Source organism: Coleofasciculus chthonoplastes PCC 7420 (assembly GCF_000155555.1).
Taxonomy (GTDB): domain Bacteria; phylum Cyanobacteriota; class Cyanobacteriia; order Cyanobacteriales; family Coleofasciculaceae; genus Coleofasciculus; species Coleofasciculus chthonoplastes_A.
In genome coordinates this window covers 108,185-131,471 of sequence record NZ_DS989867.1, presented here as the reverse complement: position 1 = coordinate 131,471, position 23,287 = coordinate 108,185, and the positions used below count along the sequence as shown (strand labels likewise).

General features: G+C 45.3%; 18 protein-coding genes. 4 read left to right on the top strand and 14 right to left on the bottom strand.

Annotated features, from left to right (window positions below):
- The coding region (locus MC7420_RS28675; protein WP_006104868.1) for a CIA30 family protein at positions 1-1,050 on the bottom strand (1,050 nt) is incomplete at its 3' end.
- The gene (locus tag MC7420_RS44185) at positions 1,037-1,321 is read right to left on the bottom strand and encodes a Uma2 family endonuclease (protein WP_006104917.1); all 285 of its coding nucleotides are present in this window, start codon (positions 1,319-1,321) and stop codon (positions 1,037-1,039) included. The genes MC7420_RS28675 and MC7420_RS44185, both read right to left, overlap by 14 nt.
- Positions 1,322-1,538: 217 nt before the next feature.
- Here MC7420_RS44185 and MC7420_RS28665 point away from each other — a divergent pair, with 217 nt between their 5' ends.
- The gene (locus MC7420_RS28665; RefSeq protein ID WP_006104974.1) at positions 1,539-1,802 is read left to right on the top strand and encodes a DUF3146 family protein; all 264 of its coding nucleotides are present in this window, start codon (positions 1,539-1,541) and stop codon (positions 1,800-1,802) included.
- An 856-nt stretch (positions 1,803-2,658) separates the two neighbouring features.
- On the opposite strand, the gene MC7420_RS28660 is transcribed toward MC7420_RS28665, so the two are convergent.
- The 3 genes from MC7420_RS28660 to MC7420_RS28650 all read right to left on the bottom strand — a co-directional run bounded on the left by MC7420_RS28660 (position 2,659) and on the right by MC7420_RS28650 (position 6,142).
- On the bottom strand, positions 2,659-3,042 hold the full coding sequence (locus MC7420_RS28660) for a pre-16S rRNA-processing nuclease YqgF (protein ID WP_006104889.1): 384 nt from the start codon (positions 3,040-3,042) through the stop codon (positions 2,659-2,661).
- Between the two features lie 155 nt (positions 3,043-3,197).
- Positions 3,198-5,072 (bottom strand): tetratricopeptide repeat protein, encoded by a 1,875-nt coding sequence (locus tag MC7420_RS28655; RefSeq protein WP_006104905.1) that lies wholly within the window; start codon positions 5,070-5,072, stop codon positions 3,198-3,200.
- Between the two features lie 215 nt (positions 5,073-5,287).
- Positions 5,288-6,142: a hypothetical protein gene (locus MC7420_RS28650; protein ID WP_006104816.1), complete on the bottom strand. Its 855-nt coding sequence runs from the start codon at positions 6,140-6,142 to the stop codon at positions 5,288-5,290.
- A 160-nt stretch (positions 6,143-6,302) separates the two neighbouring features.
- Between MC7420_RS28650 and MC7420_RS28645 the strand changes: the two genes are divergently transcribed.
- The 3 genes from MC7420_RS28645 to glgB all read left to right on the top strand — a co-directional run bounded on the left by MC7420_RS28645 (position 6,303) and on the right by glgB (position 12,584).
- Positions 6,303-9,257, top strand: coding sequence for an NACHT domain-containing protein (locus MC7420_RS28645; protein WP_006104992.1), 2,955 nt, complete (start codon positions 6,303-6,305; stop codon positions 9,255-9,257).
- A 268-nt stretch (positions 9,258-9,525) separates the two neighbouring features.
- Positions 9,526-9,816 (top strand): hypothetical protein, encoded by a 291-nt coding sequence (locus MC7420_RS28640; protein WP_006104870.1) that lies wholly within the window; start codon positions 9,526-9,528, stop codon positions 9,814-9,816.
- Positions 9,817-10,292: 476 nt separating this feature from the next.
- Positions 10,293-12,584, top strand: a complete 2,292-nt coding sequence (gene glgB / locus MC7420_RS28635) for a 1,4-alpha-glucan branching enzyme (RefSeq protein ID WP_006104869.1) — start codon at positions 10,293-10,295, stop codon at positions 12,582-12,584.
- Positions 12,585-12,712: 128 nt separating this feature from the next.
- Here glgB and MC7420_RS28630 read toward each other — a convergent pair whose 3' ends face one another.
- The 9 genes from MC7420_RS28630 to ltrA all read right to left on the bottom strand — a co-directional run bounded on the left by MC7420_RS28630 (position 12,713) and on the right by ltrA (position 22,747).
- Positions 12,713-13,006 (bottom strand): hypothetical protein, encoded by a 294-nt coding sequence (locus MC7420_RS28630; protein WP_006104820.1) that lies wholly within the window; start codon positions 13,004-13,006, stop codon positions 12,713-12,715.
- Positions 13,007-13,213: 207 nt separating this feature from the next.
- Positions 13,214-13,738 (bottom strand): SCP2 sterol-binding domain-containing protein, encoded by a 525-nt coding sequence (locus MC7420_RS28625; protein WP_006104815.1) that lies wholly within the window; start codon positions 13,736-13,738, stop codon positions 13,214-13,216.
- Positions 13,739-13,901: 163 nt separating this feature from the next.
- Positions 13,902-15,065, bottom strand: a complete 1,164-nt coding sequence (locus MC7420_RS28620; RefSeq protein ID WP_006104857.1) for an alpha/beta hydrolase — start codon at positions 15,063-15,065, stop codon at positions 13,902-13,904.
- A 223-nt stretch (positions 15,066-15,288) separates the two neighbouring features.
- Positions 15,289-16,371, bottom strand: coding sequence for a DUF2235 domain-containing protein (locus MC7420_RS28615; RefSeq protein ID WP_006104858.1), 1,083 nt, complete (start codon positions 16,369-16,371; stop codon positions 15,289-15,291).
- A 71-nt stretch (positions 16,372-16,442) separates the two neighbouring features.
- Complete coding sequence (locus tag MC7420_RS28610) at positions 16,443-16,976, bottom strand: hypothetical protein (protein ID WP_006104955.1); 534 nt, start codon at positions 16,974-16,976, stop codon at positions 16,443-16,445.
- A 339-nt stretch (positions 16,977-17,315) separates the two neighbouring features.
- Positions 17,316-18,143 carry a pentapeptide repeat-containing protein gene (locus tag MC7420_RS28605; protein WP_044210303.1) on the bottom strand — a complete coding sequence of 276 codons (828 nt, stop codon included), beginning with the start codon at positions 18,141-18,143 and terminating at the stop codon, positions 17,316-17,318.
- Between the two features lie 95 nt (positions 18,144-18,238).
- Positions 18,239-19,567: a cytochrome P450 gene (locus MC7420_RS28600; RefSeq protein WP_006104988.1), complete on the bottom strand. Its 1,329-nt coding sequence runs from the start codon at positions 19,565-19,567 to the stop codon at positions 18,239-18,241.
- Positions 19,568-19,752: 185 nt separating this feature from the next.
- The gene (locus MC7420_RS28595) at positions 19,753-20,952 is read right to left on the bottom strand and encodes an RNA-guided endonuclease InsQ/TnpB family protein (protein WP_052307566.1); all 1,200 of its coding nucleotides are present in this window, start codon (positions 20,950-20,952) and stop codon (positions 19,753-19,755) included.
- A complete protein-coding gene (gene ltrA / locus MC7420_RS28590) occupies positions 20,945-22,747 on the bottom strand; it encodes a group II intron reverse transcriptase/maturase (RefSeq protein ID WP_044204171.1) in 1,803 nt (600 codons plus the stop codon). Before ltrA ends, MC7420_RS28595 begins: the two co-directional genes overlap by 8 nt.
- Positions 22,748-23,287: the final 540 nt, after the last annotated feature.

Here is a 23,287-nt window from a genome sequence, read left to right as displayed (position 1 = left end):
TTCTACTTGTAAGGAAAACATTCCGGGTTCAAAGTGGGGATTAAGTGCGCCGTCATACTCAAACTTACTTAGCATCAATTGCACCGCGTAAATATGGCTCGGATCAAAAGGTTCCGCATCCTGGAGAGTTTTGGCACGAAATACCGGAATCAGCGCCTCAAAGGGAACGCGAACATCAATCCAGGTATCTTTTTCAGTATCAAACGAGTAGCAGTAGGAAATGCCATCCCACCGTGATTCTGTTCTCAGAATAAACTTATAACGCTGTCCATCGCCTTTAACACGCAGTTCCATCCCCTCATATCCCACTAAATTTAAGGGTGGCTCGAAATTACGGGTACGAACGGAAACAAAACCACCCGAATTTTTGGTAGATACTGTGCCACTGAATAATGCCGCATTATCAATTAGACGAATTGAGCTTTCACTCACACCACCCATCACGACATCATCCACAGCCCCCCAGGTTTCTTTTACATCATCTGAGGGATGTTTGAAATCAAAAATGAGTTGTTTTCCGGGTTCGAGATGATTAGCGGCGACTTGAACTAAATTCTTAATCCCTTGATAGTCTACAATTTCGGGACTATCGACAACTTCTGGCATATAGAATTTGATGCCTTGATAATATTTTTCCCGGTTTGGTGTATCTCCTTCTACAGGTTGCACCCGAACACCTGTACAACAAATAACGGCGGAGATACCGTCCATCATGGCAGGGGTTAAGGTTTCTGGGATAGTGATATCAGCTTCAAATAGTTCCACCTCATCTCCCAGCATTTCCCGCCCTCGCTGAGAATCTCTGACTAAAGCGCGTACCGGATAATCCCGTTCCATCAGACGCCGCACGACTCGCTTCCCGACGCCACCCGTTGCACCAGCTACCACTATCTTACCCAATCGTTTTCCTCCACTTTGGCTTGGTTTATGATGTTGTGTATTACCTGAAAATAAGCGTTTTAAACAGCTAATAAAAGGGATAACCTCAAAGTAAGCTAATGTTTTGACAAATCTACCAGCATCCCATTGGGAGCGATTATTCTGGGTCATTATCCCCTCCTATACTATTTATTTTTTTCAGTGTACCGAATGGATCGGCTACTTCGATAATCAGATAAATATCGGATGCTAGGGGATGATGGTCAGCATAGTCTAGGGGATCAACTCTGACGAGAGCAACATCGGGTTCGGGTTCCGAGCGATCATTTATTCGATGGTACTCTTCAATAGTCCACAAGCGCAGTTTGACGGGGGGTTGAGTTTTTGGCATAACTTTTCTTGCTAAGATTGACCCATGGTTATCAATAATTTGAGGATTCATCGTTTATTGTACTCACTTCTCTCCCAGCCAGCCATATTGTTTACTGTGCCTTGATGGATACTTGGTATTGAGATTCTCGAAATATTCATCGGTCACGGTTTCAGTTCTAGAGTTGACAATCACGGATTTTTCGGTAGTTTAGTATAAAATGCTCGAATCTGGACTTGTGCGCCCTAAGCTGCATCCAGAATAATGTTTAAGCTGAATAGGTTTAGCTGTGAGTTCTAAGAATTTACCGGAAACCACTGCCTACGTTCGGATTACCCAGCACTCTTGGCAACAGGGCAAAATTGAAGGAGATGTTCAAGCGGCTGCTTATGAGTGGCAGTTTCAATGGCGTTTCCGTCAAGGTCAGTTAGTCGTCAGACCTGCTTTGGGACGTGCTTTAATTCAAGAACCACTGGGTCGATTTTTAGAACGTTGCGATTACCAGTTGGAACCAGGAGGAGATTATGCGTTTACTATTCGGGCGGAATTATAAGAGTGTTGAGGGTTAACCCTTCACAGCTTTCGAGGAAACATGGTTTGTAGGGGCGGGTTTAGGGACTTTGGTGTCGCTATTGATGATAACGTTGGTTCAAAACCCGCCCAGACCTAATTTTTAGGTCTGAGTTTGTAGGGGCGGGTTTAGGGACTTTGGTATCGCTATTGATGATAACGTTGGTTCAAAACCCGCCCAGACCTAATTTTTAGGTCTGAGTTTGTAGGGGCGGGTTTAGGGACTTTGGTATCGCTATTGATGATAACGTTGGTTCAAAACCCGCCCAGACCTAATTTTTAGGTCTGAGTTTGTAGGGGCGGGTTTAGGGACTTTGGTATCGCTATTGATGATAACGTTGGTTCAAAACCCGCCCAGACCTAATTTTTAGGTCTGAGTTTGTAGGGGCGGGTTTAGGGACTTTGGTATCGCTATTGATGATAACGTTGGTTCAAAACCCGCCCAGACCTAATTTTTAGGTCTGAGTTTGTAGGGGCGGGTTTAGGGACTTTGGTATCGCTATTGATGATAACGTTGGTTCAAAACCCGCCCAGACCTAATTTTTAGGTCTGAGTTTGTAGGGGCGGGTTTAGGGACTTTGGTATCGCTATTGATGATAACGTTGGTTCAAAACCCGCCCAGACCTAATTTTTAGGTCTGAGTTTGTAGGGGCGGGTTTAGGGACTTTGGTATCGCTATTGATGATAACGTTGGTTCAAAACCCGCCCAGACCTAATTTTTAGGTCTGAGTTTGTAAGTATAGCAACCGCCATGGCTGTTAGGACACATCATTTATGTAGAGACGCGCCATGGCGCGTCTCTACAATGGTGCCGAACGTCCTAATCGATGTGTCTATTGCTATAAACGCTCAATGAGTAAGATAGCGACAATATCATCAATCGGTCGAGGTGGCTGGCGCATCCCTTGGGGAATTAGGCGTTGGAGTCCTTTGGGGGGATACATTTGCCAGTAGCGATCGCGGGCTTCTAATGTACTATAGCGTTCATCGACTAAGACAATGGGAATAGGGGCGGAAATGACTTCTCGAATTTTCCCTTGCCATTGCTTAGAGGTGGTTTGGTTCCCCATGACAATTGTCTCAATGGGAAACTGCTGAGATAATCGTTTAATGGTTGCGATCGCCTGATCGGATGGTATCACTTGATGATAGGAAATCTCTTGGTCTTTCCCTTTTACGGCTAAACCACATTTATCGCGTCCTGGGTCAAACCCTAATATCATGATTCAAACTATTTATTCCACTATTTTAGCTGTAGCGAGGAACGAACATCAGCATCTGGTAGAGATTCTTCATTCCGCTTCGCTCCATTCAGAATGACATAATTGGGTGCTTGGATACTCACGAGTATGACCAATGACGAATGACCAATGACCAATCACATCGAATTTAGATATTTCTCCAATAATTCAGGCAGGTAATCATATCCATCTACACCAATTAAGGGAAGAATTTTTGACCGCTGCTGCTGTAGGATTTCTTTGAATACTTCCCCTCCCAATTGCCCTTGCAAAATCGTCAGTAATCCCACGGCTTTGCGCCAGTCTTCTGTCCCAATCTGCTCCAATAAATATCCGCCCAAGCTGCCTGTATAAATCGTTTTACTCCAGTTTTGTAACTGATAGTAGGCTTGTGCCAAGTACGCTAAATTAAGTCCCTGCAAATACAAATCTCCAGAAAATTGTGCGGCTTGCCACCCTTGTTCTAAATAAGTAATCGCCTCTTGCGGTTGTTGCATAACCACATAAGCAATCCCCAAACTACATAAACACAGGGCTTGACTTTGGCGATCGCCTAATCGTTCTAACAATTGCCGCCCTTGTTGCAGGTACATGATGGCGCTTTCGTAGACATCAGGATCAAGGGCTTGCTGTTGGGCTTGAAAGACCTCACTATAGCCTAAATTCGCTAAGGCGTTGGCTTCACCTAATTTATCCCCGGCTTGCCGTGCTAAGATTAATGCCCGTTGGCTATAATTAATCGCCTCAGCATAATTTTTCTGTGCCACACAGATTCGGCTTAAATGATTGTAATTAGCAATTTCACAGACGCGATCGCTCGCTGAACGGGCAATCTCTAAAGCTTGCTCATGGAATTGTATGGCTCGATTATATCGACCTTGCGCCCGTTGGGAATAGCCTAATAACGTAAGAATTCGCGCTTTCTCTTCGGTTCCCTCGACACGCCGCAAGGGTTCATCCAGATAATCCATCGCATTCCGCAGATAATTCCCACTTAAGGAGGCAAAAACACCGCCATATAAAGGAAAATACTCCCGTTGAGCAAACGTGCGGAGAATTTGCAACGTCGCCTGAAAACAGCTATCGATCAAGCGTTCTCGTTGGGGAACCGTTGCTTGATTTAATGCCAGGGCAATTTGTGACCAGATTACTGCAAATACAATAAACGTGGAAATCGAGAGTCTCGCCCCCATTTTGGAGTTATAGACTCGTTGATCAAACCACTTAACTAACCGACGTTGTAACCATTGCAAAACAACGGTTAATTCCACCCAAGCATCCAGTTCTAAGGTTGGCTGTTGGCGAATCCATTCATCGAGAGGTTGATTATACGCCAGCGCTTGGAACAATGACTTAGATAGAGGACGATTCACCTTTTTTGCCCAGAGTCCCCAAGGTCCGCGTTGTTCAGCGAGTTCCTCAAATCCCAAGGAACCCTGACTTTGCTCATAAATCCAGCTTACTAAATCATTTTCCAAATTTCCCCAAGCGGCTAACCCCCCAGTAATTCCTTGGGCTAGCTGTTCAAGTTCCCTGGCGCGATCGCTGTCGGAACTGGCGGAGGCTTCCTGCTGAAGTGTTTTGGCTAGTTGAGCCAATTGAGATAGATTCAGGACAGGTTCTCGATTCGGATCGATCGCCCGTAGGAAAGCCGTCAACCGTTCACTCTGATCAGCTTGGGTAATTCCCTGGATAGCCGTTGCGATCGCCGCAGAAACCTGATTCTCCTGCTGTACCCGTTCCCATTCGCTGCTAATCATATTCAGCGCCCTCTGCGCCCGTATCGCCTTAGCCTGTTTGAGTTCACTCGCTGGATTATCGATTTGTTCCTGAGTGCTGCTGTGACGTTCATCCAGACAGCGTTCAAACATTTCCCCGGTTCCACTACTGACACCTGACGCCAGCGTTTGGTAAACCTGTCGCTTGGATCGGATTTTTCCTTTCAGCGTCGCGGCGACTATTTCATCAATCAGTTGAAAACAGCGATCGCGTAACGGTATAGAGTTTGTCATAAAAGCAAGCATAAGGCAGAGGGCTTGTATGCAGAGGGCAGAATGCCCAAGCACTTGATTTATGGTATCTGCTTTTTCGCCTATTGTTAACGGGTGGGCATTTGCAGCCAAGAACCAGCCCGGAACTCAAGTTCCGGCTAAAAGCTAAAACCCGTTAAAACGGGTTAAAAGCTTTTCATGTCGTACTAAAATGTAAGTCTTGAACTGATATAGTATTAACGGGGTCCGGCTTCAATGGCAGAATTAGCAATGTTGACCATTATCGCTTCGGCTCGATTAACATCTGTACCCATCCCTTTTAAGGCAATTCGGTAATGGGTATCTTGCCACACCCATTCAATCACCGCTGGTGTACAAATACTCTGGCATCGACTTGGTGTAAAGTATCCCCAGATATCGTTAGTGAGCGGAATTTTTTTGATGAATCCATCGCCGGGAGAATAGTTTGGATTCACTGGCGTGGCGCTAAATGCACCTACAGTACAATCGGGCATTCCATTGCAGTTTTGCTTTAAGTTTAAGGCAATACTATAGGTATTGGGTGACCTAAAACTATTCACATAAATGCGCTGTCTAAACTCCGGCATTTGGCTGGGTAATAAAATTAAAGTATCGGTTTGTCGCTGGAGTTGCGGTAAGACAGGGGTGAATAGATTCGCTACCGGAGATTGTTCTGAGGGTGTGTTGGGATTAGCGCGATCGCGATTAATTAACTGTCGCGCCGTCTCACGAGGAATCCCATAGTTAGCCAAGGTGCTAGGAGTAAATGGGGTTTGGGTTGACGCGATCGCGTGCCATTGATTATTCTGATTGATCACAACCGTCTCTCCAGTACTATTGTCCCAAAACCATTGCGCGATCGCATAATTCTCAACAACTGTAATTTGGGTAACTTCTGGGGACAACCGAAACCCATTCCCCCTTTCCCATAAATCCAGGAGTACAACTTTCCGAATCACTCCCGTATCATCCGCTACAGCAGGAGTCCCTTCTGTCAATATTGTCAGCACCGGATAACTAGCCAATAGAATCAGGCTGGCGATGTACCCAAATCCAAAACTAACCTTCATAATTCCCTGTCATAAAAAGGCTTGTAGTTGCGCTGTCTTCGCCATAAACCTTCGCCGCACGTAGTACAGCCTTGTTTGTAGTATGCGCTTTAGCGCCGCTCAAACTCACGCATCTACTAATATAGAACTATTCCTATCATAACTCCCATAGCATACAACCATGGAGCCAAATTTAACCCTAATTTCCAAAGGACTCTCTCCACTTCTTGCACCAGTCAGTCGTCAGATAGGAAAACACCTCATTGGTGAAGAAATCCTCGAACGCCGGAAACTCAATGAAACAGCCTTACAACCCGTTCTACAAAAAGCCGCCGAGACAGTATCAGAACGAATCCAATGTTATGAACCCGCCGAAATTGACCAAATTTGCTTATTTTTGGAATCTCCACCCGCCGAAACCATCGTCCGTCAAATTTACGCCGCCCAACTTTCAGATCATCCACAAAATAATTTTGAACTAATCCGTCAGGAATGGTTAGCCGCATTCTCCGACTATACCAACATCCCAGAATCTGAACTGCAAGACGCAGCAAATCTAATTTTAGATGATCTGATTGAGGGATGTGAAGAAGCGCTACAAATCGCGATTGACAGGGGGAGACTCTCAGCGCATGACGCCAAATCAGCATTCCGTCATCAAATCGTGCGGGATGAAATTGCGACAATTCAAAAGACGCTTAACCTATTAACAGCACCACGAAAACCCGATATTAAAGCCATTCTAACCTTTGAGGAAAACTATCGTCAGCAAGTTGGTGAACGCCACAAATATATTATTCCTCCCGATTTCGATAAGGCGCAGAAACTACCCATCAATCGCCTATATGTTTGTCCCAACTTTATCCCAACCCCCACCAAACAAACCAATCAACCAGAATCCCTAAAAATTAAAACGTTTCTCGCTAGCATTTATCGCGTTGTCCTACTGGGAAATCCGGGTGGTGGTAAATCCACCTTTACCCAAAAATTCGCCCATGTTTTAGCAACCTGCTATTCAGAACGCCCCTTTGCGGGTAGACAAGTTACACCAATCCTGGTCATCCTGCGGGATTATGGCGCAAAGAAGAAACAAATCAACTGTTCCATCGTACAATATATCGAAACAAAAGCAAATTCTGATTATCAAACCCCGCCACCACCTAGAGCATTTGAATATTTGCTATTGACGGGTCGAGTTGTAGTTATTTTTGATGGATTAGACGAACTGTTGGATACTAGCTATCGCCGGGAAATTAGCAGCGATATTGAATTATTCTGTAATCTTTATCCCTCAGTCCCTGTGCTGGTGACATCCAGAGAAGTGGGGTATGATCAAGCACCTCTTGATCCAGAAAAATTTGAGGTTTTTCGGCTGGCTCCCTTTGATGAAAATCAAGTCAAAGAATATGTTACGACATGGTTTAAGGTTAACGAAGAACCAGAAGAAAAGGGAGAAGCCTTTCTCAATGAGAGCCAATTTGTCTCCGATTTGCGTTCTAACCCGCTGATGTTGGCGTTGATGTGTAACCTCTATCGGCGCGAAGGTTACATTCCCCGAAATCGCCCGGAGGTTTATAAAGAATGTGCTGAAATGTTGTTTGAAACGTGGGATAAAAACAGAGATATTCCGGTTGAGTTTCGCTTTGAGGATAATATTCGACCAGCGGTTGCTCACCTCGCTTATTGGATTTATACTGATGAAGATTTGCAGGGAGGCGTAACTGAACGCCAGCTTATTGTTAAACTCTCTCAGTATTGGTTAGAAAACTATTTCGATGATCGGGATAAAGCAGAAAGGGCGGCGCGTGAGTTTATTAAACTTTGTCGGGGACGAGTTTGGGTATTTACGGGGATAGGAACAACGGCAGATGGTGAGGAACTCTATCAATTTACTTATCGTACTTTTCTAGAATATTTTACGGCACTCTATTTGTTTAGAACCCAAGAGACAGCGAAGGAGTTAGCCGAGTTTCTTTTGCCCAAGATTGCCCAGAAGGAATGGGATGTTGTCGCACAATTGGCTTTTCAGATCAAAAGTAAAAATCCTGAAGGTGCTGGGGATAAATTACTCACTACTGTCCTTTATGCTGTTCGCGAGGCTGAAGCAGAGGAAGCTGAGAATTTACTGTCTTTTGCGGCACGATGTTTAGAGTTTATGGTTCCCAGTGCCAAAGTGACTCGGAAGATTACGAAAGCTTGTATTGAATACTTACTAGAGTCAGGGATTAAACTGATCAATCTAGATGAGTATTCACAGGGGTCTTCCATAAACTTTATAAGATCGGGAAAAACTTTGTTACTGCTCAATGCGGCAACTGAGAATCAAGGAACTATTGCAGAGAGTTTAGAGAAATTACTGATCGAACGATTTAAGAAGAATAGTGATGAACGTGAAGCCCTTGTTCTCTTTGAGATTAGCTCGCATCTTTGGCAAGGTGTCTCTCAAAAGATTTTCGATGCTTGTTATGACTGCATGGAGCAACTGTATCCGAAATACTTTCTTCCTTGCCATATAGCTTGGCAAGACGGAAGAATTTCCGTTGGAAATTTGATTAATTGGCATGGTACAGATAGCCTTTTTTGTGATGCAATATTTTCTATATTCTCAGATGGTTGGGGTTCGGTTGCTGAATGTTTAATGCAATTTATGAATAAATACCGCGACTTATACAACGAAATGACGGACGTTGAGAGCCAGCTAAATGATTTAAGGGAAATAGGTAAAATTTTGCTTTATTCTTCACAACCTTGGATTAATGGCGAGCGATATGACACAGAAATATTATCGAGATTTAGGTGTTTCTATGGAGATAACTTACAGAAATCTTTAGAACAAGGTTCTGATGTCATATTCGGAGTATTTGCAGTATTGTCTACAGCATTAGAATTGGAGCAAATATCATACCCAGATGATGCCCCTTTCCTTGTTGATGAACTTCTAGAAGATGATTGGTATTGCTTTGGTGGTATCCGCTGGATCTTAATTGCACGTTTTCAGCCAGTACCAGACGATAAAGTACAAGCCGAAATGGATCGATGTGGCTTCTCGCTTGAACAACAAGACTTTATTTGGCGGTGGATACGACGAGAAATTAATCTTGTCGCAGATACCGAAGAAGAAGAAGAAATTTTCTAAATTTTCACGGTATCTGGTGAGGGAGCTAACTTACGCTAAAGTTCGGGCTAAAAGCTAAAACCCGTGAAAATGGGTTCAAAGTGTTGAATGTAGTAAGCTAAAGCTTACTTGACCTTTTAGTTCCTTGGGTTTGAACCCAAGGCGGTTTAACGCGAGTGGGTTGCTTCATTCATAACGGATGGGTGAAGCGTTAGGGAAGCGATCGCGAACTCAAAACAGATATAGTATGTTAGGTCTGTACACTGAAAACTATTTTTAGCTTAAAAGCGTGGAAAAGGGTATATTTTTTAGTATCTGTCTGGGATTGATGGGTTGGGTGACTCAACCGACTTTGGCGTTACCTCCCCCAGATGACGTACCCGAAGAGGTGTGGAGAACCGAGATTATCACCGAAGCGCGATCGCCTATCGATGGGGAACTGCTTACAGCCGCAGAATACGCCCAACTTAAAGCTGAATTAGCCCAGCGGTCAACCCCCCCGGAACTCGCTACTGAGATCCAACAAACTGTTTTTATTCTGAAACTGGTTGATCTGTGGCAGACACTCACCCCGTTTTAAAGTTAAATTCACATAGCACAATACAGCAAAACTTGTCAACCATTTTTTCCGGGGCGGGCTTCACTAATGTAAATATCCGATAACTTGACTCACATCCGCCCCTCTAGAGGGTCAATTATTCCGAGAAACCGGGTTTCTCGTGAGGATGACAAGGACATATCAAGCTTTCACCCAAAGAAACCTGGTTCCTTGACCTAGGGAAGCTGGGACAAATTGTCACAAGTGGTTCATTCAAGGTGTCGGGGTCAAATTCCGTGTATGCTTGCCACAGATAGGATACCGAGAATAGGATGATGAAGAGTATTCTCTCAAAGTCTATTTGTATCACTTAACCAGGAAGCAACCGAAAAGACTATAATTCTTGCTTATACCCCAATTTGCCCCAAATGTGTAGAAAAAACAAAAAAAGTATATAAATATTAAAATTATTTAACACCCATTTTCCATTCACTGAAGTAGATACCTCGATGTTTCCCATGATTGCCCCTGAACAGATTGACCGAATTGTCTGGAATCAACATCACGACCCCTTTGAGATACTCGGTCCACACCGATTAGAACAGGATGGAAAGACCACCTGGGCAGTACGGGTGTATTTCCCGAATGCTGACGCCGTGTGGGTTGTGCTACCAGAACAACGCCAAGACTATCCGATGCAATCAGTGCATCATCCCCACTTTTTTGAATGTCAGATCGATATAGAGGAACTGGCAAACTACCAGTTACGCCTCAAAGAAGGCGAACACGAGCGGGTGATCTATGATCCGTATGCCTTCCGTTCGCCCCGCTTAACCGAGTTTGATCGGCATCTATTTGCCGAAGGGAATCATCATCGCATCTACGAGAAACTAGGAGCCCATCCCACGGAAATAGATGGAGTTCAGGGTGTCTACTTTGCCGTTTGGGCTCCGAATGCTCGCAACGCTTCGGTTTTAGGTGATTTTAACCACTGGGATGGGCGCAAGCACCAAATGCGGAAAGGTGACACTGGTATTTGGGAACTGTTTATCCCAGAAGTGGCAGTTGGCGACCATTACAAGTATGAAATCAAAAACTATGATGGGCATATTTACGAAAAATCTGACCCCTATGGTTTCCACCAAGAAATCCGCCCCAAAACCGCTTCGATTGTTGCCGATCTTGATACCTACACCTGGAACGATCAAGACTGGATGGAGCAGCGCCGCCATACCGATACGCTGACTCAGCCAATTTCTATCTATGAAATGCATGTAGGCTCGTGGCTGCATGGTTCTTCAGCCGAACCCCCCATTGGCGCGGATGGGAAGCCTGAACCCGTGGTTCTGGTGTCTGATCTCAAACCCGGAGCGCGATTTCTTACCTATCGGGAATTGGCGGATCGCTTAATTCCGTATGTTAAAGATTTGGGTTTTACCCATATTGAGTTACTCCCCGTCGCCGAGCATCCGTTTGATGGTTCGTGGGGCTATCAGGTTACCGGATACTTTGCCTGCACCTCCCGCTATGGGACACCCGACGATTTCATGTATTTTGTGGATCAGTGTCACCAGAACGGGATTGGCGTGATTGTGGACTGGGTACCGGGTCATTTCCCCAAAGATGGTCACGGTTTAGCCTTCTTTGATGGGACTCACCTGTATGAACATGCTGACCCCCGCAAAGGTGAACATAAAGAGTGGGGAACCTTAGTTTTCAACTATAACCGCAACGAAGTCCGTAACTTCCTGGTGTCCAACGCCCTGTTCTGGTTTGACAAATACCACATCGATGGAATTCGCGTGGATGCTGTCGCCTCGATGCTTTACCTGGACTATTGTCGTAAACCGGGAGAATGGGTGACGAACCAGTATGGGGGAAGGGAGAACATTGAAGCCGCCGATTTCCTGCGACAGGCGAATCATGTAATCTTTAGCTATTTTCCGGGTATCCTCTCCATTGCCGAAGAGTCAACGGATTGGCCCATGGTGTCTTGGCCCACTTATGTTGGTGGATTAGGCTTTAATTTGAAGTGGAACATGGGGTGGATGCACGACATGCTGGATTATTTCCACATGGACCCTTGGTTCCGCCAGTTCCACCAGAATAATATTACCTTCAGTATGTGGTATCACCATGCCGAAAACTACATGCTGGCGCTGTCTCACGATGAGATTGTGCATGGGAAGAGTAATATGCTGGGCAAAATGCCTGGGGATGAGTGGCAAAAGTTTGCCAATATCCGTTGCTTATTTACCTATATGTTCACTCATCCCGGCAAGAACACCCTGTTTATGAGCATGGAGTTCGGTCAGTGGAGTGAGTGGAATGTCTGGGGCGATTTAGAATGGCATTTACTGCAATACGAACCCCATCAGCAGTTGAAGCTGTTTCTGAGTGACTTGAATCAGGTCTATCGACGAGAATCTGCTCTCTATACTCAAGATTATGCTGAAGCCGGGTTTGAATGGATTGATTGTAGTGACAATCGCCATAGCGTGGTGGCATTTATCCGCCGTGCTAAGGATTCTGAAGAGTTTGTTGTCGCGGTTTGCAATTTCACACCTCAGCCCCACAGCCACTATCGAGTCGGGGTTCCAGAAATGGGCTTCTACACGGAACTGTTTAACAGTGATGCTCGCGAGTATGGTGGGAGTAATATGGGGAATTTAGGCGGTAAGTGGACGGATGAATGGTGGTTCCACAATCAACCCTATTCTCTGGATTTGTGCTTACCTCCCCTAGGTGTGTTAATTCTCAAGCTCAACCGCGAGAAGACAGCCGCTGCTCTACAATCGGATCAGTCTTAATTGACTATGCTAGGTTAGCTAGAAGTCTCCCGTCAGGTTAAAAAAGACGGGAGACTGATTGCACCATAACCAGGTTGCCCAAGGTAATCTAACCGAATAGAGGAAATCATTGGTTACAATGGTTGATGTTAGTGGTTGTTGAGATGCTGATAGTTATAGAAAGCGTAGGTATCAAATAAGGCTGCCACAAAGCTACAGGTTAAGCCAATCACGAACAACCCTTCCACGGAACAGCCGTTCCCAAAAATCGCCAGAAACTGTAACAAATCGTTTGCGCCTGTTTGACCAAGGGTTTCCAAGCCAGGAACCCAGCTCATAGTGCATAGAAAGGCGAAAAATCCCAAGAAGAGGACAACGGGAGCAATAAAGCTGAGTAGGGCGGTTAAAGCGAGGGAACGAATCAATGTAGGTAGAGTAGTCATAAAATAATTAGCTCGGTATGGCAAGTGAGTGAACAGAACGTTAGCGTCGCCGTTAATCGGCGCTCTGTATATCAGAATAGGCGCGATCGCCGCCAATAACCGAAATTGTCAAAAATCTTAAATCTTCATTAAGAATCTTGGTAAAACTCCGTAAATTTTACCAAGCAGACAAGGATAGATTAGAGTATATCGCCCTTTCGGGTGATGTCAATCCACTTCAATGTTGAGTACATCGGCGGGTATTTGGTTGATCAGATAACCACAGGATGGTTTTTGTTGGTCAAGGGATTGACAAGGGGGAGGAGAGGGGGGATGGAACCAGAGGTGATCAAAGTCGTTCCAGAGGCGTTGTAACTGTAAATTAATCGCACTGTCGGCTAAAATGCCCATGACGACCTGATTGATACCCAGTAAGTCGGGTAAATCACCCCTAACATAAATTTTGCCACTCATTACCGCCGCATCCAATGTTACAGAACCCGTAATGATATCTCTCAGGGTTTCAGCATCGCTGCAAAAGTGAACGGGTTGGGGTTCTGTCAAGGATTCGATGCTAACCTGCAACGGCTCATCTCCCTGCGCCCACAGTTGCAACTGAGTTCCATCTAGTTCAATGACAGCCGTTTTGCCCGAAACAGTCTGAACCAACCTGCGCCATGTCGAATTTCCTTGGCTACGCAGGATTTCTACAAGGCGATATAACCATTGAGCTAACTGTTCATTATTTGTCATTCGTCTTATGTCTTATGTCATTCGTCTTATGTCAAGCCGGGGCGGGTGTAGGGTGCGTTAGCGAAGCGTAACGCACCATTTCAAACGATAGTCGTGAAACCCGCCCCTACACAACTTCCCCATCTCCCCTATCTCCTGATAACTGATCACTGATCACTTCCAGTTACGAATAAGTCGGCATCGGCGGTAAATCCGGTGCTTCCTCAAGGTTGCTCATGTTATCCGCATCAACCTCTCCTGTCGTCAAGAAGCGGAAGGTTTCCTGATACAAACTCTTCCAGAAACGATTCGTCATTCCCTGACTCACTTCTGTCGGGTCTACCATAGGATGAGGCACAAGGTCACTCGCTGGATAGAGATAGTAGTGGTGTCCTTTGTCTTTCCCACCTAATTGGTCAAAGAATCTCTGGTTAGTTTTGAGATCAGCCGCGTCTTCGTTCTCGGTTAATACCAAAAATGTAGGAATCTTCTCTAACGCTTCTCGGTTTTTATCACTCCGAACAAAAGCACCAAAACGGTTAGCAGCGGTCAAACAGCCCACCGGAAAACTAACATTTTGTTCCCAAGAAAATTCCCTCAAGTCTAAGGGACCCGTGAGGTTAATGTAACGCTCATTAATTTCATTAGACACTTCCAAAAGCGGAGCATAAGCCACCACCTTTTTAATTCGATCCGGTCGAGACGCTGCTAGTCCGAGGGCAACGGCACCACCGACAGAGAGTCCCAGGGTATAAATCGGTCCTGGCATCGCATCCAATTCTGCCAAACGTTCCTGTGCATCGGTCAAATAATTCATATGAGACGACGTGAAATAACGATCAAAATCGGGGTCATTGGGTCGCTCAATTGCCAATGCCATATCCAATAGCTGGGGTGCCATTTTGATGATCCGACCAATCAGCGCCATCTTCTGAAACGTGGTCAATCGTTGAAATTGCCCTTGGGATTTATTATCACGATTGGACAAGAAAAGGTCTAAAACAGCATCTTTTCGGACTTCATCACGGAGGGGATCACGAAATTCTGGCTTGAGGTCAACTTGGGGCCAATAACTATCGGGTGGAATAAACGCATGACCCGCCAAAGGAATTTGATAAATATTGAACCCGTTGCGGAAGAGGTAGTCACCCACCAGAAACATTTGCATCGGTTTAGCTGAAAAGCCGTGAAAGATCATCACTGTTCCACGAATTGATTCTCCCGGTTCATGCATCTGATAAAATGGAGCAACTCCTTCACGTTTGTATGGATAAGATATCCAAGAAATGTAGTAGTTTTCAATTGATTTTTTGGTTTTAGCAATTTGATCAGCCGTTGGAGTAATCATGGTGTTTGCGTGTTGATTGTTGAGTGTTGATGGTGTATGGGGGTTTGATGATTACCGATTCTGTACTCACCCCGATGTAACAAAACCTGCCCCGACTGTTGCTGCGCTGCGCTCAAGGACATGGTTTTGAATGAACTCGATAATTCTTTGAGCGCGTATTGCCGTTCTCGATTTTTAGGGACTACATGAATTAATGTCACCCAGAGGCAAGTTAGGAAAGCGTCTACATCTCTCCGTATTTATCTAACAGGGATTTAAATTTTTCCAGATTTGCAGGTCGGTAATCGAAAACTTTTTGCCAACGTTGTTTAACACTCTCATGCAGATCATCAAAGTCATCACTAACGTCGCGAATCTTGCGTCCAGTTTTTAATGTTAATCGACCGATAAAACTCTGCGGTTCATTGCTGAACATGATAGTTGGATCAGGGTGAATCCCATATTCGATGACGGTTGGATCAAGTTCCAATCCCAAACGTTGTTGCTGACGCAATTGCTCAATGGATTCAATCATCCACAGCAACGCTCCATCGGATAAACCAGCTTGTTCTTGAGAGCCACCGCCTACTGATCCGTGAACGCCGGGAAACCAAACTTGACGTAAGAATTGATCCACAGGTTGACCCTTATATTCGCTCCTGCGGCTTTTCTGCATGGGTGTGACATAGAAAACCTGACGCTGCTCATCAATAGCAACAGCATGTAGGGCATTCTTAATAATCGGACTCAATGAGGTATCGTGGAAGGCGTATTTCTGGTTAATTTGTTGGTCAAAGGCAAAAAGCGGCGATAAATCAGGGATTCCTAGAGAACCAACGGTATCCCAGCAGGCAAGCAGTGTAATCGGAACTTGCTCAGCCTTATTTTCTTGGCGAAACTTTTCCATCTTGTAGGCATCGGGTTTATCCTCACCCTTACGGGAGCGATAGTTCTCGTAAGCCTCAGGCGCTTTGCGGATCTTTTCTCGCGGTAATAGCCCTGAGTTAAAGATCATTCCCGCTAAACTGCGAACGGTATAAGCACCGCGACTGAACCCAAACAAATAAATTTCATCACCGGGTTCATAGTTTAAGCAAAGAAAGCGATAGCCGTCTTGTATGTTTTGATCAATGCCTTTACCAAACGCCCCACCCAAAATCTTGGCAAATGGGTTTTCTGTTCCAATGCCCTCATCATAAAAAATAAGCTGGGGAATATCTTGACTACAGGTTGCTTTAATCGCTTGGGCAATTTTAACCACATTGGTCGGATAAGGACTCGTTAGTTTTTGCCAGGTTCCGTCACAACAAACAACTAGACGCTTCATTGATGATTTCTACTCCTAAAAAAACTGAATTGGCATAAACGGTAGATTCTCTCTTGGCTAGAGTGACTAATTTAAGGATCTAAGATGAACCAGGTTAGTACGATTGAATCAATCAGTAATGCCCATAACACTAAATTTCCCCAAAATGACGGGGGTTGACGAAAGTGTTGTCGTTTAACCAGCAAAGACACGCCTCCTTGATTATCCGCGAGGATATCATCATTAATAAAAAAGCTGACTTCGCTGGCAAACTTTAGGGTAAATGACGTGTTTTGGGCTTTAGAGCGGGCAATTTCTGGTGTTGCATATATACCTGTCGTGGGTACGCTAACGATAAATTCACTGGAGGTTATGTAGTATTCATTGAGCCATCCAGTAGTACAATTTTCGCCATTTTCTTCACATTCATAGACAAAACTCCAACGACTCCAGGCATCATACATACCACCTTGAGATTGACCAATAAACTGAACCTCGTAGGTACCCGGTGTTAAATATTTAATGACGGGATTGTCATCATCGTTAACTCGCGCATCAATATTAATAATCGTTACATCACGAGAACGAGTCAAAACTGATTGCCCGGATTGAGATTGACTGGTCATAGTTCACCCTCTATAAATTCTGCAAATAATTGCTCAAAAAGATCGTTCAGCTTAATGAATCACTAACACTCAAGTTTCTATAATGTCTGATGAGTTCCCCCTAAGCCAACCTTCGTTTGTTTTTCTTAATAAAACAAGTTGAATCAGTTATGTAGTAGCGCCATGGCGCGTCTGTACGCTTCAAAATACGTTGAGCTGACATCATAGAGGACTAATGCTCCTTTAGTCGGGGTTTAGGCTTCTATCGTCAATCGGGATGGGGGGAACTTCAGTCTATGGCAGGCTTTGGGGACTTGCACCACTACTAGAATGAAACCGCCCTGATTGTGCCAGTTTTTGTTAGTCCCATCGGTGTTGTCGAGCTTCATTGACTATCCCTTGAGCCTCTTCGAGTGAAATATTGTAGCGATCGCTCAAAAGTTGGGGAATGCGATCGCAGTCGCGATTGGGATTCACTTTTGGTTGATGGGAGTAGGAAGGCAGTGCAACATTACATAAAAAAGGCTTATGTTGCGCCTGTAGTTGAAGCGGTTCAAGATTCTGAACTTCGCGTGAATTTACAAAAAATAGCAAGGCGCCACTGAGGTTAGCATCGCTGAGGTTGGCATCGCTGAGTAAGGTACAGTTGAGGTCGGCATCGCTGAGATTAGCATATTTGAGGTTGGCACAACTGAGGTTGGCATATCTGAGGTTGACACCGCTGAGGTTGGCATATCTGAGGTTGGCACCCCTGAGGTTGGTACCACTGAGATTGGCATTGATAAGGTCAGCACCGCTGAGGTTGGCACTACTGAGGTCGGCACCACTGAGATTGGCATTGATGAGGTTGGCACCGCTGAGGTTGGTACCACTGAGATTGGCATTGATGAGGTCGGCACCACTGAGGTCGGCACCGCTGAGGTCGGCTGTTTTTGTATTTCTGTTGGTCCTGCGAAAATTGAGCAACAGGAAGACTCCACCGGCAACCATCACAATCGCCCCCATACCCCTGATGAGGGTTTCACGGTGTGGGTGAGCAAGGGTTGCGTTCTCGTTGTGGGATAGGCGATCGCCATCCGGCTGAAGTCTACGATCAGAGAGAGACGCAGGAACCGACGCAAGGGCTTGACTGCCTAAGACAACTGAGGCAGCAATCATGGATAAGCCTAGTGATTTGAGTTTGAGCATTGCCGGAAATTGTTACACTTGTTTATTAAGTCTGCCCTCTCTACCAGTAAAGAATTTAGCGATCGCTTTGCCTATTACAAAAATTTTTCTTTGCCTTAAAGCTTACCAAACCTTACCTGTAACCCAGAACGAGGATGTAAAGTGGGGATGGCATCCATTGTCAGGTTTTGCTTAGGCAGCAATTCCCAACGATAATGACGCAGTAAATGAGCAGCAAAAATCTTCATTTCCATCTGAGCAAATGCCAGTCCCAAACAAATGCGCGGTCCACCACCAAAACCAACTAAACTAAACTCCTGTTGCTTGTGTTCTGCCCGTTCGGCTGAAAAGCGATCGGGATCAAATTGCTCTGGATTGGTATAGACTTCACTATCCTGATGGGTGCCTTGAATGCGATAGAGGGCTTGCCAACCTGCGGGAATGTGGTAGCCTTGATACTCAAACGACTTCACCACTCCTCGAAATCCACCAGCCACAGGAGGATACAGGCGTTCGACTTCCCGCAATACCTGTTCTAGGTACGGCATTTGCTTCAATTGCTCGAAGGTGACAGCACCCTCTGTTGTGAATTGTTGCTGTTCTGCCCTCGCTTTGGCTAACACATCTTCATGCTGCGCCAATGCCATAGCCAAAGATGTCAGCATGGATGTCGTTGTCTCGTGTCCCGCAAATAACAGCAGTAGCGTTTGGGCTTTGAGTTCGTTCATGGAGAGGGCATTTCCCTCCTCATCCCGACTCTGTACCAGCAACCCCAAGGCATCCTGGGCAGGGGATAGCTGTCGCTTTCGCACCGCTTGTTCGATGTAGTCTAATAACTTATCCCGTGCTGCCAATGCCTTACCATAAGTCGAAAAGCGCCAGCGTAAAGGTACGGCAAATAAACCTGATGTCAGTTGCGTAAACCACTGCGATAGTTGTGCCATATTTTCTCCGGGTTTACTGCCCACAAGAAGTATACTGGCAATCTCAAATGTCATCTGTTTGAGTTCGGGAAACCAGGTGAACGTACCCAGATGTTCCCATTTTTTGAGATACTCCTGGATGAGGCTATCCATTGTCTCTAGATAATTTGCCAACGCTTTGCCGTGAAACGCTGGCATTAATAACTTACGATTACGCCTATGTTCCTCCCCTTCTTGGACAAATAGAGACTCTCCCAACAGTTCCTTGAACGTATCGGGCCACCCCTCGCGCCAGGAGAAGCAATCCATATCGGAAGAGAGGATAAAGCGATTGGCATCTGCCCCCACCATAACAACTGTTGGTCGCCCTAAGATGTTAGTCTTGAAAATTGAGCCATACTTGCGTTGCCGTTTAACGGCAAAATCAGGATCAAATAAAAAACCAAGAGTTTCGCCAATCCAAGGTAGACCAAAACTACCGGGAGGTAAGGGCAAGGTTTTTGGGCTAATAGTTGCACTCATGAGTGTCGGAGGTCGTGTAGTTAGGGTAGGCTATCTGCATTGCTTTATTTTAAGGTTATCCAGTTGTCCGATTGAGCGGTATATTGTACCGTCCAGTCGCGCCGTGCGATCGCATCCTGATTTTTAAACTGAACCACTTATTCTTCCCTAACTCCCCTGAGCCAGGGGAGGAGGTAGAGTATGAACTACAGCGACTTACTTTGTTGAAGTCGCTGTTTCTGACGCTTCCTCGCTCCTAGTTGCTTCATGCTTCCACAATCAGTAGAGCTAGGCAGCTCTGCGTCTAAAGAGGTTCGTTCCAAGCCCCTTGCCCAAATCTCATTTACTTGGGCAGCATTGATATCTCTGTCTTCGGTATGACCGCAGTCAGGATTAGAGCAAACATGAACTCTATCAGCTAAACTCTTAGGCGTTAATTCCCAACATTTAGCACACCGTTGAGTTGGCTTGAGCATCCGGGTTGGTGACTCAACATAAAACCCACCTGCCTCAGCCGATTTGTAGGTTAATAAATCACCGACTAGACCAAACCCAACGTCTAGAATAGACCGATTTAATCCGGCTTTCTGTTTCTTACGCTTACCCTTTTTTGCTTTTCGAGTCATGCCCTTGACGTTTAACTGCTCACCACCGATTAGGCTATTACCGCTGACTATATCACTGGTTACTTTGTGCAGCCAATTTTCCCGTTGTCGGGCTATTTTGCTCTGAACTTTAGAGAGCTGTTTACGTTCTTTTTTCCATCGCCTCGACCCCTTGACCTTCTTATTCCTATTCGGCGGTCTCTTGCGTCTTAACCGCTTTGAGGCTACCTTAACCTTTTTGTGTCCCTCCTTAATAAAATCGGGTTTAGCAATTTTCTCGCCAGTTGAAAGCGTCACCGCGTCTTTACAGCCAAGGTCGATCCCGATTGAACCTGTACCCGTCTGGCGAGTTGGGTTGCACTGCACGGTGATTGATGCATACCACAAACCATTCCTGAAAAAGATTGTGCAAGTAGTCGGGGTTCCCCAAGTTCTAGCTTGACCCCGCATTTGAATCTTTAAACCAAGGTCTCTCAGTTCTAAGTAACCATTGGGTCCGTTAGATAAAGCCTTCCAACTAGCTTTGTCTGGATATGTCCAGCCACTATACCGCCGCTTCGCTTTGAACTTAGGATACTTACCTAATCCCTTGAAAAATCGCTTATAGGTAAAATCAACCCGCTTTAAGGTAGCTTGTAACGTATGGGAACCTAATTCAGCATACTCAGTCCAAACCTTTTTAAACTCAGGTAAACAGTTATTAAACTCAGCGAGACTGTCACCAGTCCCCCTGGTCTTCAAAACCGTGCGTGAAAGTTTCCTCTCACACGGCTCCTCAACGATAAGGTGCAAGTCATGCATACCTCATTACCCATTTGTCCTCGACTCTTTCGAGCCTTTTGGTGAGCTTAGGCTTGGCACTGTTACAGCCAGATTGATTGCCGAGACTGCCATCTGTGACGGTCTTTGTGTCATGGCAATGTCTATGTAGAAGCTGCCAATTATCGTAGAAATCCTTTCCACCTTGCGACTTAGGGATTCTGTGGTCAACTTCCATCACATCGTTTTCACGGAAAATTAATCCGCAGTGAGTACATTTCCCTTTTTGCTTCTTCAACAATGTTGCCAGTGTCTTAGGCATTTCAGGGTTGTTACCCATTCTTGAACTCCAATAAACCAAGTTGCCGTTGTATGGGGACGATTCGCCCTTAACCTTTACATAGCGCTTAATTGGTGTTTCGCTATGTTTTAGTAACCGCGTAGGGTTATTACCTTTTTGCCTGGTTGCGAATACCCAGTTGTCGCCGTCTATGGATTGCCAATACTTCTTTGACACCCATCCCCCGGATTTTTTGGGGTGTCGGCGCTTTGCCCAAGCTCTGAGCTTCTGGTACATGAGGTAATCTTGGTCACAGTAAGCCACCTTACTTACTTGTGTTGCGTAGTAGTTAGCCCATCCCCGAATAATCGGGTTCAGTTTCTTAATTAGCGCCACTTGTGGTGCATTCCTGTGGGCGTTGATAACTTCCGCAATCTGTTCGTAGTGTACCTTCTGCTTATCCTTGCTTGGGGTGATGATTGGTTTTATTCCTAGCGCTCTTCCATATTTGTCTTTTCCAGAGTGGTATTTACCCACTTTGTATTGACGTATATTGAAGCCAAGGAAATCAAATCCTGGCTGTTCTTGTTCATACGGGTTGAGGGTGTGAGCAAGTCTTGTTTTGCTAGGTTTTAGTTCCAAACCCATGTCTTTCAACCATTCCTGGATTATATCCTTGCCACTTTGGACGATGGTTAAGTCTTCGTGGAGAATCACGAAGTCGTCGGCATATCTGATCACGGATGGAGGATAGAATGTCTTCTTTACCCCATTTTCAGAGTATCCCCGTTTTGGGAATACCCTTTTGATTAGATTTTCCATCCCGTGGAGGGCAATGTTTGCTAGTAACGGAGAAATGACCCCGCCCTGTGGCGTTCCCTCAGTTGTTGGAAACAACTGCTTTGCGTCCATCACTCCCCCTTTTAACCATGCTCGGATTTGACGGCGTATGGTAGGGAATGTATTTAATTTTCTTAGCAGTGCTTTATGGTCGATTTGGTCAAAGCATTTAGCAATATCGGCATCAAGGACATATTTGCCCTTAAACCTAATTGTGTCATATATAGCCTGAACCGCATCGTGACATGAGCGTCCGGGTCTGAAACCGTATGAGTTGGCTTCAAATCGCGCTTCCCATTCTGGCTCTAGTGCCAGTTTGACAAGTGCTTGCAAAGCTCGGTCTTTCATTGTCGGGATGCCTAAAGGTCTTTTCTCCTCCTTTCCGGGTTTGGGAATCCATACTCGCCTGGTTGGAGCGACCTTTGAACATAGTTTTAGATTTTCAACCAAGATGAGACGTTGCTTTGGGGTCAGTGACTTAACACCATCCACACCTGCCGTCTTCTTACCTTGATTGTCTTGGGTAACCCGGCGAACCGAGAGACATTTTGCTGCCCAGGACTTCATCAGCATCTTTTGGAGTCTGCGAGTCATTTTCACATCGCCACGCTGAGAGGCTCGATAGATTCTCTTCTGCAACTTGTAGACTTTACGCTCTAGTTTTTGCCAGGGTATTGCCTTCCATTCCATCGTAGTCTTTAAACTCGCTTTAGACATTTGTATTGCTACTTAAGACTCTATCTTTCCTTATCATCGTGAGTCTGTTGGCGTATCCCTCTTATTAGTAGAGAGCGTTAGCTTCTGACTCAATCTTTCCTCCCATTGCTTGCGGTTGGCACCTACTCAGGCATCGACCTGACTGAGAGCATAAGGGAGGTTATCTCGTTCCTGATAGCCATTGTTTGAACTTTTAGGATGGTACTATCCACCGGGTTTATAGGGAGTACAAGTTGGTCAACAACAAAATTGCCAACCCCTGATTTCCTGTGCCTTTTGGCTCCAGTGTGTCAGCCTTATTACACTGGTTCTTCGTAACGATGGTTCAGTCGTACCTTCGTATTCCTATCCATGAGTTCTTGCTCGATGGTTGCCGGATTAGGCTTCCAGCATTGCCACCTTTCACCCCCGCTTTAGGCTTTGATAACCAGTCTCAAACCTAGGGGACAAGGTTTTAAAAACCCTGGCTCTGTGTGCTTTTACTCCTGTACTTAGAGAGTAGGACTTGAGAGTTTGCTTTCTCTCACCTACATGGCTATC

Bases quoted from the DNA above. Each gene is read 5' to 3' on its own strand.
- MC7420_RS28660 (WP_006104889.1), bottom strand. From the start codon at position 3,042: ATGATATTAGGGTTTGACCCAGGACGCGATAAATGTGGTTTAGCCGTA.
- MC7420_RS28620 (WP_006104857.1), bottom strand. From the start codon at position 15,065: ATGATTACTCCAACGGCTGATCAAATTGCTAAAACCAAAAAATCAATT.
- MC7420_RS28655 (WP_006104905.1), bottom strand. From the start codon at position 5,072: ATGACAAACTCTATACCGTTACGCGATCGCTGTTTTCAACTGATTGAT.
- MC7420_RS44185 (WP_006104917.1), bottom strand. From the start codon at position 1,321: ATGAATCCTCAAATTATTGATAACCATGGGTCAATCTTAGCAAGAAAA.
- MC7420_RS28595 (WP_052307566.1), bottom strand. From the start codon at position 20,952: ATGCATGACTTGCACCTTATCGTTGAGGAGCCGTGTGAGAGGAAACTT.
- MC7420_RS28615 (WP_006104858.1), bottom strand. From the start codon at position 16,371: ATGAAGCGTCTAGTTGTTTGTTGTGACGGAACCTGGCAAAAACTAACG.
- ltrA (WP_044204171.1), bottom strand. From the start codon at position 22,747: ATGTCTAAAGCGAGTTTAAAGACTACGATGGAATGGAAGGCAATACCC.
- MC7420_RS28605 (WP_044210303.1), bottom strand. From the start codon at position 18,143: ATGCTCAAACTCAAATCACTAGGCTTATCCATGATTGCTGCCTCAGTT.
- MC7420_RS28610 (WP_006104955.1), bottom strand. From the start codon at position 16,976: ATGACCAGTCAATCTCAATCCGGGCAATCAGTTTTGACTCGTTCTCGT.
- MC7420_RS28650 (WP_006104816.1), bottom strand. From the start codon at position 6,142: ATGAAGGTTAGTTTTGGATTTGGGTACATCGCCAGCCTGATTCTATTG.
- MC7420_RS28600 (WP_006104988.1), bottom strand. From the start codon at position 19,567: ATGAGTGCAACTATTAGCCCAAAAACCTTGCCCTTACCTCCCGGTAGT.
- MC7420_RS28625 (WP_006104815.1), bottom strand. From the start codon at position 13,738: ATGACAAATAATGAACAGTTAGCTCAATGGTTATATCGCCTTGTAGAA.
- MC7420_RS28630 (WP_006104820.1), bottom strand. From the start codon at position 13,006: ATGACTACTCTACCTACATTGATTCGTTCCCTCGCTTTAACCGCCCTA.
- MC7420_RS28645 (WP_006104992.1), top strand. From the start codon at position 6,303: ATGGAGCCAAATTTAACCCTAATTTCCAAAGGACTCTCTCCACTTCTT.
- glgB (WP_006104869.1), top strand. From the start codon at position 10,293: ATGATTGCCCCTGAACAGATTGACCGAATTGTCTGGAATCAACATCAC.